At 38.1% G+C, this 15,218-nt stretch carries 17 protein-coding genes; 9 read left to right on the forward strand and 8 right to left on the reverse strand.

Features of this window, described 5'->3' with window-relative positions; genetic code table 11:
* Positions 1-305 precede the first annotated feature (305 nt).
* Both HUN22_RS09635 and HUN22_RS09640 read left to right on the forward strand, forming a co-directional pair.
* Entirely contained in the window at positions 306-614 is a 309-nt protein-coding gene (locus HUN22_RS09635) for a hypothetical protein (protein WP_174728591.1), read from the forward strand.
* 74 nt (positions 615-688) lie between these two features.
* Positions 689-2,044 (forward strand): S8 family peptidase, encoded by a 1,356-nt coding sequence (locus HUN22_RS09640; RefSeq protein WP_174728554.1) that lies wholly within the window; start codon positions 689-691, stop codon positions 2,042-2,044.
* Between the two features lie 100 nt (positions 2,045-2,144).
* Here HUN22_RS09640 and HUN22_RS09645 read toward each other — a convergent pair whose 3' ends face one another.
* From HUN22_RS09645 to HUN22_RS09655, 3 genes are all read right to left on the reverse strand, one after another.
* Positions 2,145-2,579: a hypothetical protein gene (locus tag HUN22_RS09645; RefSeq protein ID WP_174728557.1), complete on the reverse strand. Its 435-nt coding sequence runs from the start codon at positions 2,577-2,579 to the stop codon at positions 2,145-2,147.
* 95 nt (positions 2,580-2,674) lie between these two features.
* The gene (locus tag HUN22_RS09650; RefSeq protein WP_174728560.1) at positions 2,675-3,094 is read right to left on the reverse strand and encodes a hypothetical protein; all 420 of its coding nucleotides are present in this window, start codon (positions 3,092-3,094) and stop codon (positions 2,675-2,677) included.
* Positions 3,095-3,241: 147 nt separating this feature from the next.
* Positions 3,242-4,108: a LysR family transcriptional regulator gene (locus HUN22_RS09655; protein ID WP_174728563.1), complete on the reverse strand. Its 867-nt coding sequence runs from the start codon at positions 4,106-4,108 to the stop codon at positions 3,242-3,244.
* Positions 4,109-4,216: 108 nt separating this feature from the next.
* On the opposite strand from HUN22_RS09655, the gene HUN22_RS09660 reads away from it, so the two are divergent.
* Positions 4,217-5,119 carry a DMT family transporter gene (locus HUN22_RS09660; RefSeq protein ID WP_174728566.1) on the forward strand — a complete coding sequence of 301 codons (903 nt, stop codon included), beginning with the start codon at positions 4,217-4,219 and terminating at the stop codon, positions 5,117-5,119.
* A gap of 67 nt (positions 5,120-5,186) precedes the next feature.
* Positions 5,187-5,471, forward strand: coding sequence for a YciI family protein (locus HUN22_RS09665; RefSeq protein WP_016142940.1), 285 nt, complete (start codon positions 5,187-5,189; stop codon positions 5,469-5,471).
* Positions 5,472-5,537: 66 nt separating this feature from the next.
* Here HUN22_RS09665 and HUN22_RS09670 read toward each other — a convergent pair whose 3' ends face one another.
* The 4 genes from HUN22_RS09670 to HUN22_RS09685 all read right to left on the reverse strand — a co-directional run bounded on the left by HUN22_RS09670 (position 5,538) and on the right by HUN22_RS09685 (position 10,155).
* Positions 5,538-6,371, reverse strand: a complete 834-nt coding sequence (locus tag HUN22_RS09670) for a hypothetical protein (RefSeq protein WP_174728569.1) — start codon at positions 6,369-6,371, stop codon at positions 5,538-5,540.
* A gap of 222 nt (positions 6,372-6,593) precedes the next feature.
* Positions 6,594-8,663, reverse strand: a complete 2,070-nt coding sequence (gene glyS / locus HUN22_RS09675; protein WP_174728572.1) for a glycine--tRNA ligase subunit beta — start codon at positions 8,661-8,663, stop codon at positions 6,594-6,596.
* Positions 8,663-9,640: a glycine--tRNA ligase subunit alpha gene (gene glyQ / locus HUN22_RS09680; RefSeq protein ID WP_002044989.1), complete on the reverse strand. Its 978-nt coding sequence runs from the start codon at positions 9,638-9,640 to the stop codon at positions 8,663-8,665. The genes glyS and glyQ overlap by 1 nt, the downstream gene beginning before the upstream one ends.
* 89 nt (positions 9,641-9,729) lie before the next feature.
* The gene (locus HUN22_RS09685) at positions 9,730-10,155 is read right to left on the reverse strand and encodes a hypothetical protein (protein ID WP_174728575.1); all 426 of its coding nucleotides are present in this window, start codon (positions 10,153-10,155) and stop codon (positions 9,730-9,732) included.
* A 29-nt stretch (positions 10,156-10,184) separates the two neighbouring features.
* Here HUN22_RS09685 and HUN22_RS09690 point away from each other — a divergent pair, with 29 nt between their 5' ends.
* The 4 genes from HUN22_RS09690 to HUN22_RS09705 all read left to right on the forward strand — a co-directional run bounded on the left by HUN22_RS09690 (position 10,185) and on the right by HUN22_RS09705 (position 14,005).
* The gene (locus tag HUN22_RS09690) at positions 10,185-10,601 is read left to right on the forward strand and encodes a lysozyme inhibitor LprI family protein (protein ID WP_174728578.1); all 417 of its coding nucleotides are present in this window, start codon (positions 10,185-10,187) and stop codon (positions 10,599-10,601) included.
* Between the two features lie 109 nt (positions 10,602-10,710).
* Positions 10,711-11,973: a putative DNA modification/repair radical SAM protein gene (locus HUN22_RS09695; RefSeq protein WP_171429232.1), complete on the forward strand. Its 1,263-nt coding sequence runs from the start codon at positions 10,711-10,713 to the stop codon at positions 11,971-11,973.
* Positions 11,974-11,975: 2 nt separating this feature from the next.
* On the forward strand, positions 11,976-12,773 hold the full coding sequence (locus HUN22_RS09700; RefSeq protein WP_174728580.1) for a TIGR03915 family putative DNA repair protein: 798 nt from the start codon (positions 11,976-11,978) through the stop codon (positions 12,771-12,773).
* Between the two features lie 131 nt (positions 12,774-12,904).
* A complete protein-coding gene (locus tag HUN22_RS09705; RefSeq protein ID WP_174728583.1) occupies positions 12,905-14,005 on the forward strand; it encodes an HPP family protein in 1,101 nt (366 codons plus the stop codon).
* A gap of 64 nt (positions 14,006-14,069) precedes the next feature.
* Here HUN22_RS09705 and HUN22_RS09710 read toward each other — a convergent pair whose 3' ends face one another.
* A complete protein-coding gene (locus tag HUN22_RS09710) occupies positions 14,070-14,324 on the reverse strand; it encodes a PspC domain-containing protein (RefSeq protein WP_174728586.1) in 255 nt (84 codons plus the stop codon).
* A 248-nt stretch (positions 14,325-14,572) separates the two neighbouring features.
* On the opposite strand from HUN22_RS09710, the gene HUN22_RS09715 reads away from it, so the two are divergent.
* A partial coding sequence (locus HUN22_RS09715; RefSeq protein ID WP_174728589.1) for a hypothetical protein occupies positions 14,573-15,218 on the forward strand: 646 nt, incomplete at its 3' end.

Genomic DNA, 15,218 nt, shown 5'->3' on the forward strand with positions numbered 1-15,218 from the left:
TCTCTATATCTCTAAATGTAATGTGAATCTGATTAATTATTAGAAGAAACGGCATATTTATTGCTTATTATGAGAATAAGGCGCTTTTTAGCACTTTTTTGAACCATATTCTGCCAGAAATATAAACGTATAGGGCAGAACAGTATTTTTGTTTATTCGGGAAAAGGAATTTTAGTCTTCCTCGGGTTTACATGTTTTATGAAATGAAATTTCACATGACATATACCCCAAGAAATAGTGCTTTATTTCGAATAATCAAAAATAAATAGAGATGTCTATAAACAAAAAAACAGAGATCTTAAATGATGAAAATTATTGCTTCCCTTGTCGTATTGCTCGGCTTAGTTGTCGTTGTTCTCTATTTTAAGCCATCAAGCGGTGCATCTGATGTGTTTAATTCTGCTTTACACAAGCCAAATTCATCACAATCAGACACTTCATCTTTACATTCTACACTTAAGGAGCCTGCTCAATCTAAAAACGTACCTTTAAATTCAACTCAACCCAAACCAGTATCCGCAGATACTGTTCCTTTATATGACACAAAAAGTGATCTTTCTATTCAACCGATTGATCCAGAAAAAGATCCTGCTAATGAAATTAAAACACTTTAAATAATCTAGTTTTCTTTACCAAAGAAATACTAGACGTTCAAATGTTCTTTATCAAAGAACTGCGGAGAAAAATAATGCAAAGTAAAACGTTACTCCTATTAGGTTTATCTACAATATTAAGTACAACAGCTTTCGCTCTTCCTTTGGATTCTAAAGGTGCCAAACAGCAGTTAAATCAGGCAGCAAAACAAAAAGTGCTTCAGGGTAGAATCAATTTAGATGCTCTGGTCACTAATGATTCGAATGATTTAATTGTCGAATATAATATTCCTTCTGTTAGTGTGCCGTCCGGCTTAGAACGGCGGAGTTTGATCGCAACCAATAAAAAAAATATACAGGCAAGGTTTAATCGAGCTGGCGGTGTCCAAGTACTTCGGGATTACAATAATTTGCCTTTAGCTTTCTATCGGATTAGTAACCGCGAGGCTTTGGTCTCTTTACTCAATGATCCGAATGTTAAAGCAGTTTATCCGAACCGCATTAATCAAACCACAACCAACGAAAGTTTACCTTTGATCAATCAACCACAAGTAAGCACGAATGGTTTCAGGGGGGAGGGCTCTAGTGTGGCGGTAATTGATACAGGTGTGAACTATCAGCATTCCGATTTTGGCTGTACAGCTGTTAATACACCATCAAGCACATGTCGAGTTGTTTACTCATTTGATAGTGCACCAGATGATGGCGCCTTAGATGATGATGGGCATGGTAGTAATGTTTCAGGCATTGTGTCCAAAGTTGCGTCTAAAACTAAAATTATTGGTATCGATGTTTTTAGAAAGGTCAGATCCCAAGGTAAATGGGTAAGCACAGCTTATGATAGTGATATCCTCGCAGGGATTAACTGGGCTGTAAATAATGCACAAACCTATAATATTAAAGCGGTGAATTTAAGTCTTGGCGTACCGGGTGTTAAATATACCTCAGAGTGCAGTGATAGTAGTTATGGAACAGCATTTGCAAATGCGCGAGCTGCTGGTGTAGTTCCAGTGGTAGCTTCAGGTAATGATGCATTTTCGGACGGTATCTCGTCTCCTGCTTGTGTTGCTGGTGCAGTAAGAGTGGGTGCTGTTTATGATAGCAATATTGGTGGTGTGTCATGGGGAAATCCAGTGAAATGTTCTGACCCAACCACAGCAGCAGACAAAGTAGCGTGCTTTAGTAATGGTGGTAAGCTCGTGACTTTATTGGCGCCGGGAGCAATGATCACTGCGGGTGGTTATACCATGGGTGGTACATCTCAAGCGACACCGCATGTGGCTGGTGCGATTGCTTTATTACGAGCGAATAGTGTGAGTCCAACAGAAAGTATTGATCAAACCATTAGTCGTTTAAAAACGACAGGTAAACCAATTACTGATTCAAGAACAGGCTTAGTTTTCCCTCGTATTGATTTATTGGCAGCAACAAATGGTTTAACCATTAACTAAATAGTTTATTTATATTTTTTAAAATAAGGTCCAAGAAATTTAAATGGCTATAACTCGTTGCAAAAGAAAGCTTCTGCAACGAGTTTTTTATGGAAAAGCCTTAATTACATTTTGCTAAATTAGCTGCACTAAAATTATTTTGGAGTTTTTTGAAGTTATTTTGAATTTCTGGATCTTGAATGTTAAAAGTCGTTGAGCTTTTGGTTGTAGAGTTGGTTGCCTGATTTAATATGCCTGATTCATCAGGATACTGCATAGTCGAAGAGGTCGCTGAAATCAGACCATTATTATTAAAAGTCCAGTGTTCAGTTACATGTCCACCTCCTAAATAGCCAGTAAATTCAATCATACAAGCTTGTTTATCTTGTTTAATGAGTTTGGCTACATTACCTGTGGTGGATGGATAAGCCTCGATATTCGTATCTTGTTCTAAAACTTGTGCTTGAGAATAAGATGAAGAAGGAGGTGTCGAGGTCGCACATGCAGTTAATGCCAAGCAGCATAGAGTTGAAAAGAGAAGTTTTTGACTATTCATAGGGCAGATTCCTAGCTTTCTTATACTTAATGACATTATTTCTAGATGAATATCTGTGTTTATAAGCGCGCGAAGTTATCGCGCTATCCAAAAAATTAGTTAGCTGTTGTGCTCGATTTACTTAATTCACCTTGCTCAATCGGGATATTTTCACCATTTCGACCACTGGTAATATTTTGCTTGGCTTGTTCTATTTTCTGTTCAGTAAATACTTTTGCTGTATCTGCTTTTTGTTGAACGACTTCTGCTTTTTCAGCAGTAAATTCTTTGGTGTTTTGCCATTTCTCACTAATTTTATTCGATGTTTTTTCAGAAGCACCTTGAATAGAGTTTCCTAAATTTTGTATGCCTTTGCCTGTTTTATACAACAGTACGCGCCCTAAGCTAGGATTGTCACCATAAGGTTGTGTTTTAGGTGTCGTGTCAACAACTTGTTGTGGCTGTGTTGTTTCTGCAAATAAGGTTGATGAAGCCAATATAGAACTTGCAACGCATAACACTTGTAAGGTTTTCATATGGATCAATCTCCCCAACCAGAATCAAAAGATGAAGTGGTGATCTTACTGTTAAAAATAAAGTTTGTACTGCAATGAGATAAAACCCATACGATTTGATTACGATAAATCACCATTTAATAGCGCTAAACCAATCATTGCAATGATTCATAAACTAAATTCAGTCTTAATCAATTCTATAAACATGTCTCTGGCTTTATGGTTGCTCACATTTTTGTGCCAGAAAAAGTGATTTTGCATAAAGGCAAGATATTCAAATTTATAACTTTTTATATGGGCCAAATTCTTATATTGCTCATAAATACTTTTAGGTACTAACGCCACCCCTGAGCCTGCACTGACACAGCCAATAATCGTGGCATAGCTGGTAATGCTGGTGATGGGAAGAGAGATATTTTTAAGCTTAAGCCATTCTTCGAGGGCTGCACGGTAAGGACAGCCTTCCGTCCACATAAAGATTTCTTTGCCAATCAGGTCTTCTTGGCAATTAATTTCTCCCAAAGAGTGAGATGCAATTAAGACCATGTCTTCTTGGTAAATGCCGAGTTTATTAAGCATTGGAAAATCAATATTGCCCGCGACAATCGCACCATCGAGTTTATGCTGAGAAATATCAACTAATAACTGTTTCCAAGTGCCAGTAATAATTTGAATGGAAACTTCTGGAAAACGTTGATGATATTTCGCCAGTAAGTTTGGCAGACGAGTGGTGGCAGAAGATTCAATTGCTCCAATTTTTAATGGGCCAGAAGGTGGTGCATCTGGATGAATGCTTCGTTTCGCTTCATCGCATAGCGCTAAAATTTTATGGCAATAATTGAGAAAAATTTCTCCAGAGGGACTGAGTTTTAAACTTTTTCCTTCCCGATAAAACAGCGGTACACCTAGTTCTTCTTCGAGTTGTTTAATCCGTGTCGTAATGTTGGATGGTACGCAATGCAGTTGCATTGATGCTTTAGCCATTGTTCCGCATTCAACCACGGTTTGGAACATTTTTAACTGAGCGATATCCATGTTTTATCATTCACTTTTAATGAATATTTAACTCAATATAAGTTAATTTTATTCAACTATCCATGCGCATATGATGAAAGAGTTCCAATTCGTTAGTGCAGATTTAACATGGCAATTTCTCTTGCTGCCGTAACTCAGCCTCCAGCATTTAAGCTCTATTTATGTATTGCTGTGACCGTTTTTTGTTGGGGCTATTCACCTATTGGCGTACATAGTGCTTTGCATTCATATACACCGCAGCACATTGCCTTGCTCCGCTTTTTGATTGCATCGTTTTTTTTACTGCTTTTGGTCATGAAAAAAGGCATTCAGCCTTTAAAATGGAAAGATGCTCCTGCACTTGCTGTATTAGGATTTTTCTCTGTAACTCTGCATCATTTGCTGATAAATACAGGCCAGCAATATGTGACTGCGGTGGCCTCCAGCATTTTAAGTCAGTCTATTCCGCTATTCACCTTTATTATTTCAGCTTTGCTTTTTAAGGAAAAAATCAGTTTCAAACAATGGTTGTGTATTTTGCTAGGACTTTGTGGCGCCGTTTTGGTAGTCAGTGGTGACCATGGTTTTGGTGTGCCGAGCCCTTACAGTTTATTGATTGTGTTAGCCGCAATTGCATGGGGCCTTTATTTTAATTTATATAAGAAATTTGCTTTAAATTATGATGCCTTGAGCATGATGTGTTACATCATTTGGTTCGGGACCATTCCTTTACTATTTTATAGTGCTTATTTACCTAGTGAAATTTTACATGCTACTTGGCAAGCCAATATGTCTATAGTTTTATTAGGTATTTTCCCAAGTGCGATGGCTTATGTGCTTTGGGGCTATGTACTTAAAAATATGCCGTTAACGATTGCATCGAATTTTTTGTATTGCTCGCCGATTGTCGCCATGAGTTTGGCAGTGCTTTTCTTAAATGAAAAACCATCACTGATTGTGCTGCTGGGTGGAGTAATTATTGTGGGGAGTTTGGTATGGATGAATTGGGGGAATAGGCGTACTATCGAATAATCTATAGATCATTAAACTGTCTGTAGACTAATGCTATGTCATGCGCTACTTGCTTTAAGAGAATGAGATGATTGTTGTTACCTTGACCTATAAAAAACCATTAGCCGAAGTTGATGCTGTACTGAAAGAGCATATTGCATTTTTAGACCATTACTATGAGCAAAAGAAATTTCTGGCATCCGGACGTCGAGAAAATAGAGTAGGTGGGGTAATTTTAGTTCTCAGCTCTTCGATTCAAGAAGCTGAAGAAATCATGAAAAATGACCCGTTTTATATTCATGATGTGGCTGATTATGATTTTATGTGGTTTGAGCCATCGAAAAGTTTAGAAGAAATTAAAGCATTTGTTTGATTACATTAGAGAACTATTTAAATTTAAGTAGTTCTCTATTTGTTTGATATTTATTGGTAAATTTTATTATTGTTCAACAATATAAATATTATTTTGAAATACATCATCCCCTTTGTTTGTTTTAACTACACCAACACATAAATTGTCAGGAGTTTGAATAAAAGAAACTAGGGATGTATCTGCATTAGTTTTACAGTTCTTTTGCTTGTTCTCATCAAATGCTTTTAAATTTAATTGATGTTGTAAATCTAAAGTGAATACTTGGCTAAGAGCACTAAATGCTTGATCTGCTTTTTTCATAAATAATAAATTATTTTGAGCTTCCCATTCAGATAAAGAGATACGGTCCTTGCTTACATAGTGATATAAGCGTTTTGTATCTGCATTATTGTCTGCCGCATTTTTAAATTGGGTCTTTAAACCAAAATTTACTTTTACAACTGGCTTTTCACGGAAAGAAAGACGTGAATAAGGCACAATTTTAATTTCGGATGTCTGATTTAAATCGAGTAGTTTGAGTGTAGGATCTGCTTTATTTTGGGTGAAAGAGTCGGTAATTTTTTGATGTATTAACTGGTCAAATTTAATAGGTTGATTGAGAGAGCTTTTTTCAATGGCTGAACTATTTGCATTCTTATCAATTGCCATTGCAACACCTACTCCGATAAGGCCAAACATTCCAGAAACTGGGCTGGCTGAAGCATTGCTTGAATCACCAACTAATATTTGGCTGTCCTTTATAAAGTAATCACCTGCACCTGATTCAGTCATTGAAGATAATTGTTCAGAAGAAACAGAAAGAGAGGTTTGCTTACCTGCAGCTGGATATTGAATCGATTTAGTCGTTGCACACCCAGTAAATAATAATGTTGATATGAGTAATAAATTTAAGTTTTTCATTGCAATGGCACTTTGTTAAGTTTGGTAATTATTTGTTTTAGTTTATTGAATTATGGATAAAATGTGAAGGAAGTAAATAATTCTTATTTATTAATTGAGTATAAAATAATCATTATAATTATAGTAAATGAAATTCTTCAATAAAAAAACCATGTTTCCAACTAGAGTGAAAACATGGTTCCATTAAGCTTTAAATACAAGAAAATTAATTTCTATATAATCTTAGCCCTGCAACACACTCACATCAGCCACAGCAGTAAACAAGTTACGTAACTGAGCCAATAAACGTAAACGGTTTGCTTTTAGGTCAGCATCATCTGCCATAACCATTACACCATCAAAGAATGCATCAATCGGCGCGCGAAGTGCTGCAAGCTTAGAAAGGGCAGCTGTGTAATCTTTTGCTGCAAGTAATGGTTCAACAGCAGGGGTAACTGCTTGAAGCTCAGCAAATAATGCTTTTTCAGCATCTTCAACCAAGTTCGCTTCAACTACAGAACCTTCTGGGGCTGCTTCTTTCGCAAGAATATTAGCAACACGTTTGTTTGCAGCAGCAAGTGCAGCAGCTTCAGGTAATGTGCGGAAGTGATTAACAGCATTTACACGCTTGTCAAAATCAAGTGGAGATTTTGGTGCAAGTGCTTGAACTGCTTGAAGTACGTCAACAGCAACACCTTGGTCTTCATACTTAGCACGGTAACGACCTTCCAAGAATGCAACAGCATCAGCACGAGTTTTATCGTGGTCTTTAACGATATCGCCATAACCTTGAAGTGCAAGATTAACTAACTCTTCAATTGTTACGTCTAATTCATTTTCAATGATTAAACGTAAAATACCAATTGCTGAACGGCGAAGAGCAAACGGGTCTTTAGAACCTGTAGGCGCTTGTCCAATACCGAAAATACCAACAAGCGTATCTAAACGGTCAGCAAGAGCAATCGTTGTACCTGTTTTGGTTTTTGGTAAAACATCACCCGCAAATTTTGGTAAATATTGCTCACCTAAAGCTTCTGAAACTTCAGTGTTTTCACCTTCAATATGCGCGTAGTAAGTACCTGCAATACCTTGAAGTTCTGGGAATTCACCAACAAGCTCAGAGGTTAAGTCGCATTTAGCAAGTAATGCAGCTTTTTCAGCATCGGCTGGGTTTGCACCAGTGATTGAAGATAATGCAACAGCAAGTTTTGCAATACGTGTTGATTTATCCCAAAGCGTACCGAGTTGTGCTTGGAATACCATGTTTGCTAATTTTTCTTTACGAGATGCAAGCGGTTGCTTTTGGTCTTGTAAGAAGAAGAACTCAGCATCAGACAGACGAGGGCGAACAACTTTTTCGTTACCTTCAATAATTTGAGTCGGATCTTTAGACTCAATGTTTGAAACAGTAATGAAGTAAGGCTGTAATTTACCTTCCGCATTGATCAAGCAGAAATACTTCTGGTTGTCTTGCATTGTTGTAATAAGAGCTTCTTGAGGAACAGCTAAGTAGCGTTCTTCAAAAGTTGCACGTAAAGCTACAGGCCATTCAACTAGACTTGTTACTTCGTCAAGTAAGTCCACTGGGACAATCGCAGTTGCATTCACTTCATCAGCTAACTTTTTCACTTGTTCTTGAATAGTCGCTTGACGCTTTTCAAAGTTAGCAACGACGTAAGCTTTTTCTAAAGCGGCTAAGTAGTCATTTGCATGCGCTAAAGTCACAGCCTCAGGTGCATGGAAACGGTGACCATAAGTCACATTACCAGCTTTATGATCTTGAATAGTTGCGTCAACAATTTGGTCGTCTTTGAGTAAGAGAACCCATTTCACTGGACGTACAAATTCGGTACGGCTTGCAGCAGAACGCATACGTTTCGCAATTGGTAAATTGTCTAATGCAGTTTGCAAAATCTGTGGAAGTAAAGCATCAAGACTTTGACCTTTCACATCTTTTAGATAGCAAACTTTTTCAACTTTACCTGCTTGGAAAGTAGAAAGCTGATCAACAGTAATGCCTTGACCACGCATAAAGCCTTCGAGCGCTTTAGTCGGTTTGCCTTCTGCATCATAAGCCGCTTGAACAGCAGGACCATCAAAACGTTTTTGTGTGTCTGCTTGAGCAGCATCGATATCAACAATTTTAAGTGCTAAACGACGTGGAGCTGCATAAGCTTCGATTGATGCAAAGTTTAAGCCCGCATCTTTTAAGCCTTTTACCGTTTCTGCCTGTAATGCATCACGTAAAGTTTTTAAGCTTTTTGGTGGAAGCTCTTCACAGCCAAGTTCGAATAAAACAGTATGTTTGCTCATTAGTTTTTCTCCGCCTTTGCTGCTTCACTTTCAGCTTGTGCTTTTAGCTGTGCCAATACTTCATCACGTAAGTGTGGTTCTGCCATTGGGAAGCCAAGCTCTGCACGTGCTTGTACATAACTTTGCGCAATCGCACGCGCTAAAGTACGTACACGTAAAATGTAACGTTGACGCTCAGTCACAGAAATTGCGCCACGTGCATCAAGCAAGTTAAAAGTATGAGACGCTTTAACAACTTGCTCATAAGCTGGTAGAGAAAGTTTTGCTTCAATTAAACGGTTTGCTTCTGATTCGTAAAAATCAAAGAGTTCAAATAGTTTTTCAACTGGAGCGTATTCAAAGTTATAAGTCGATTGTTCAACTTCATTTTGATGGAATACGTCGCCGTAAGTTACGGTACCGAATTGGCCTTTCGTCCAAACTAGGTCATAAACCGAGTCAACACCTTGAAGGTACATGGCAAGACGTTCTAAACCGTAAGTGATTTCGCCTGTCACTGGGTAACATTCAACGCCACCGACTTGTTGGAAGTAAGTGAACTGAGTTACTTCCATACCATTAAGCCAAACTTCCCAACCTAAGCCCCAAGCACCTAATGTCGGAGATTCCCAGTTGTCTTCTACGAAACGGATGTCGTGAGTAAGCGTATCAATCCCGATTGCTTTTAAAGAATCAAGATAAAGCTGTTGGATGTTGTCTGGATTTGGCTTAAGCACCACTTGGAATTGGTAGTAGTGTTGCAAACGGTTTGGGTTTTCACCATAGCGACCATCTTTTGGACGACGTGAAGGTTGAACGTATGCAGCATTCCAAGTTTCAGGCCCTAAAGCACGTAAGAATGTTGCGGTGTGGAATGTTCCAGCGCCCATTTCCATGTCGTAAGGTTGTAGTACGACGCAGCCTTGTTCGGCCCAATAGTTTTGTAGGGCAAGAATTAAGCCCTGAAATGTATCAATGTGCGAGATGGCGCGACTCATGTAGCATCCACGAATTTATGAGAAAAATTGCCACTAAGTATAAGGATTTTGTGGGGGAGTGGCAAAGGCTTAATCATAGGAATGTGTGATTAGCCTATTTGTTTTCGCCTCAACCATTTCAAGCTCAGCCAATAGCAAAAGCTAGTAAATAAAATCATAAGGTAAAAACTATAGATCTTATAAATATGCCACCAAGGAGAAGGGAATGAACCGACAAAAATCAAGCGTACAATAGGGCTAATCAAAATCCAGATGACAGTTGCGCAGATAAAAATACTCATCAGATTTAAACGATTTTTACGGGCGAGAAAATAGGAAATGATATATGCGAAAGGAATAACCAGAAGGCCATAAAAAAGTAAATAAAATAAGAAATGGGCTAGAAAAATAACAGCAACCGAATAAAGGCTAAATTCCGCATTGAAGATGATTATTCCTAAGGCTGATAAACTCAATAAAGGGAGGGGAGCTAGCGCAAGTGCGCGAAGAATCGTTTTTTTGTTATATTGAAGCATATTAAAAATTATAGAATCGAGAATAAATTATGCTGAAATTTTGCTGCAAACTCCTTGTTTTATCCAGCCTTTTTTGTAGTACATGGCTTTATGCACAGACCGATGCTGAGGAGCAATATGAATACAACCAATGTGTAGAGCAGACCATTAAAGAAATGAAGCTTGAGAGCATTAATAATATGGTTGTGCATAGCTGTTCTGAACAAGCTAAAAAGACTTATGAGGAAAAAATAGTTGCTCTGATTGATCAAATTCGCACACAAAGCGAAGAATACAAACAGCCAGAGCGTTACCAAGATATTCTAAAATCTCAACGACTTTGGAAAGCTTATGTAGATCAGGAATGTAATAATGCAGGCTCATACATTGGCTCACCGATGTATTCATATTGCCCAATGCAAGAGTATGCCGAGCGCGTAGAGCAACTAGAAGAATACGTTAATTAAGACGGATTATTTAAAACGTCACCTCATGACGCTGATCGTACTTCAGTGGATTAAATTTAAGAATGCAAAATGATATTTTTTAAACGATGCCATAAATGAGTCGTTTGATATGTCTGATCGCATTCGAGAAAAACTACAGATTCTTGCTGATGCTGCCAAATATGATGTGTCTTGTTCATCAAGTGGCAGTGACCGTAAAAATAAAGATAAAGGTTTAGGAGATGCTAGCCATTCAGGTATTTGCCATAGCTATACCGAAGATGGTCGCTGTGTGTCTCTCTTAAAAATTCTATTTAGTAATGTTTGTATTTTTGATTGTGCCTATTGTGTTTCACGTCGTTCTAATGACGTCCAGCGTGCAGCATTTACGGTGCAAGAGGTGGTGGATTTAACCATTAATTTTTACCGCCGTAATTATATTGAGGGCTTATTTTTAAGCTCAGGCATTTTTAAATCGGCGGATCATACGATGGAGCGTATGCTCCAAGTGGTAAAGAAGTTGCGTCTTGAAGAAAACTTTAATGGCTATATTCACCTAAAAACGATTCCGGGTGCATCGCCTGAACTGATTCATGAAGCCGGTTTATATGCTGACCGTATGAGTATTAACTTAGAGATGCCGACCGAGGTGGGGCTAAAAACTTTTGCCCCAGAAAAATCACATCAAGAAGTGCAAAAAGATTTAGGTTTGGTCCGTGACAGGCTCATTCAGCTTAAAGATGAGCGACAAATCATTAAGCATGTACCGAAATATGTACCGGCAGGGCAGACTACGCAAATGGTAGTTGGCGCCCATCAAGAGTCAGACCAAGATGTCTTGTTTATGGCAGATAAGCACTACAAAGAATTTAAACTCAAACGCGTCTATTTTTCTGGTTATATCCCAATTAATACCGAAAATAATTATTTGCCCGCCGTTGGTTCTGCACCGCCATTACTGCGGGAAAATCGTCTCTATCAAAGCGATTGGCTGATGCGTTTTTATGGCTTTCAGGTTGATGAAATCGTCAATGAAAAACACCCAAACTTAGACCTTGATGTAGACCCGAAATTAAGTTGGGCGTTAAGGCATCCCGAACAGTTTCCAGTAGATTTAAATCGTGCCGATTATCAGATGATTTTGCGTGTACCAGGCATTGGTGTGAAATCAGCCAAGAAAATTGTGCAGGCTCGCCGTTTTGGCAAAATTCACATCGATTTACTTAAAAAACTCGGTGTAGCCTATCAGCGTGCAAAATTCTTTATTCGCTGTGAAGACAGTCCAAAATTCCAAAAAGAGTTATCTTCAAGTTTTATTCGACAGCAGATTTTAACGCAGGGATCTTCGAAATATGTGCAGCAACTCTCGCCACAATTAAGCCTTGGGTTTTAGCAATGTTTAATGATGAAGTCGCTTACTATTTTGATGGTTCAATGGTTGGGTTGCTAAGCTGTGTTTTTCGCGCATTTCAATTTAAAGAATTACAAGTCAGACTCTGTTTGAATGATGCGGCTCAACATGGCTTATTTGCTGATAAAATTGAGGTTTCAAATAACGAGCAACATGCTGAGCGTGTTTGGTCTGCGCTACAAAAAAAGCTTTCACCATCTTCGTTAAAACAATTTTATTTTGCCTCTTTATCTGAATCTTTAGATGCCTATCAGCACTTATTTGATTATTGTATCTATGTGTTTACTAGCCCTGTTTCCATTGAAAAAGATTATTCAAATCCTAGTGTTTTAGCGATTGCACAGTGGACGAAAAAGGTCGGACGAGAGAAGCATCGAATGGAGGCTTTTATTCGGTTTAAGAAAACCAAAGATGAGCTTTTTTTAAGTCTGGTGCATCCAGATTTTAATGTTCTACCGCTTATTCAGCCCCATTTTAAAAGACGCTATCAAGATCAACGTTGGCTGATTTATGACGAACAACGCAAGTTTGGAATTTATTATGATTTACGAGAAATACATGAAGTTTCACTCGAAGCCTCTGAGGTTGACCGCAATTTGAAAAATGGAATGAGTCAAAGCTTTCAACTTGAGCTTGATGAGCAGGAAGTTTTATATGATCAGCTCTGGAAGGATTATTTTAAGAGCGTAAATATTACTGAACGGCAAAATATAAAACTTCATGTGCAATATTTACCAAAACGTTACTGGCGCTATTTAAATGAAAAATTGATGGAATATTAAAGTTTTAAAATCATAAAAAATAGTTCAGCCAGTTTTCTATTTTTGAAAGATATAATTTAAATGCACTTTATGTAGCTTTGGGCGTATACTTTTGCCCGTTATAAATAACGGCATATCCCTAAAGGTGTACTGTGAGTGTTATACAGCGAGAATGGTTACAGATTTTAAAGCCAAATTTTAAGGTTTTACCTTTAAAAGAACGGTTACTTTGTGGTATTGGAGCGTTGTGTGGTTTAGCAATTTCTTCCTTAATTAGCTGGTATGTTCTCGGTGGAATTAATGCTTGGTACATCGCGCCAATGGGTGCTTCATCTGTTTTATTATTTGCTGTACCGACCAGTCCATTAGCTCAACCGTGGAATGTCCTTGTTGGTAATACTCTGGCTGGAATTATTGGCGTTGCCTGTGCACAGTGGATTCCAGATTTAACCACGGCTTTTAGTGTCGCAGTAGGTTTTGCCATATTTTTAATGATGACCACCGACTCTTTGCACCCACCGAGTGGAGCGGTTGCGATTACGGCCGTGCTGGGTGGGGCCGCAATTCATAAGTTGGGCTTTTACTTTATTTTTTATCCAGTTTTACTCAACTCGTTACTTTTGTTGGCTTTTGCCGTGTTTTTTAATCGATTGATTGGGCGACATTATCCAGTTACCGCACGCCTTAATGAACGTAGTAAAGATCCAACGCCTACTCAAAAGGTATCGATTCAACCCAAAGATATTGAGTATGCATTAGGGCATCACACTGAACTTTTAGATATTAGCCAATACGATTTAGAAAAAATTATTTTAGATGCACAAGAACATGCCAACGAACGCATAGTAAATCAATATACCTGTCAGGATATTATGAGCCGTGATGTGATTAAGTTGCATGAAGATGATGATATTCATCAGGCACTCGATAAGTTCAAGCATATTAATCTAATGAGCTTACCTGTCGTAAATGCAGAAAACCATTTGGTCGGAACTTTAGCGTTATATGAAGTCGTCGAGTGGTTTAAAGGTGCAGCCGACCCAAGAAACTCTTGGCAGCATTATGTAAAACAAATTATGAGCCGTCGAGTGGTCACAGTACTACCAACTCAACCTATTCAAGATTTAGTGCCGTACTTTGTCGAGAGGTCGTTTAACTATATTCCTGTGGTTGAAGATCGCAAGCTTATAGGAATGATTAGCCGGGCAGATATGATTGCTGCGTTACAGCAACAGTTAAATCAAAAGCTATAATTTTTAGAATAAAAAAAGCTACGGTTGATTTAGGGGATGCAACCGTAGCGACCAAAGTTATGAATTAACGTACTTGTTCTTCATTTACTGTTCGGACGGATTGTTGATAGCCTTCAATATGCTCTGGCTGTTTTTTCGGAATGACTAACCATAAAACCAGATAAACTAAAAGTCCGGGAAAGGCTGCACTCATTATCGAGATCAAAACAAAAATGACACGTAGTAAAGTTACGTTCCAACCAAAACGTTCAGCAATACCACCCATTACACCGGCGATCATGCTGTGTCGGTTCGAGCGATATAAACCAGAACTGGCCATCTAATTCTCCTTAAAGATAAAAATTACAAGAAGCTACTGCTCTTGCTTAATAAAAATATGGTGACGAAATTAAAGGTTTAAAGTCTTTTAAAAAGTAAAATAGTTAAAATATGTAAAGGATTGAAATGAAGGAAACCAACATCTACTAAAATGCACCCTTTCAGGGCTTAAGGGTTTAAAGCGGCAATCAGCTAATACCCGATTTGAATAGTAAATATAGCTGTTGCTGTGATCTGTGAATAATGTATATGTCTTTGAAGTGGTCTAGGTTTTCAGTTAAGCATGTGGTTGTAGCGGCTGCAATGTGCATGGTCCTGAGTGCTTGCGATATAAACCATACCAATTCAAAAGATCACTCAACTACAAGTTCTAGCTCTAATCATGAAGAAAACTTAATAAAAAGTAGCACGTCTATAAAAACATTAGACGATGTCGCTGGTCGTACTTTTTTACCTAAAGAAAACTCAGACCAAAGCAAAAAATTAAATGCGGCCTCATTGCAATATGTTGGGCGCTATCATACTCGTATTTCATGTGAGGATGCTTTTGCTGATTGTGAATCAGGCGAAGCGGAGTACATTTTAAACTTATTACCAAATGGGTCGGCTTATTGGAATGTTATTCATTTTGGTCGCGTGGGAAGTAAAGACGGGGCTAAAAGTGCCGCTGTAAATCAGTTATGTCCTACTTTAAATTGGAAAGTAGATGAAAAAGAGCGTGAGTTAACGATTCAATGTCCGCTATCTAAAGTTAATTTTTATTTTGACCTTGATTCCGATAAAAGATTGGTCACGAACTTAGAAAAGCTACTTTATAGCGACTATGGAAAAAATCGTGAATTTTTAGAGCAAAACTATTTTGTTCCAAATCGGGCTTATGTTTTAACTAAAGAAT

Origin of the sequence: Acinetobacter lactucae, from assembly GCF_013344765.1 — a bacterium.
Classification (GTDB): Bacteria; Pseudomonadota; Gammaproteobacteria; order Pseudomonadales; family Moraxellaceae; genus Acinetobacter; species Acinetobacter lactucae_A.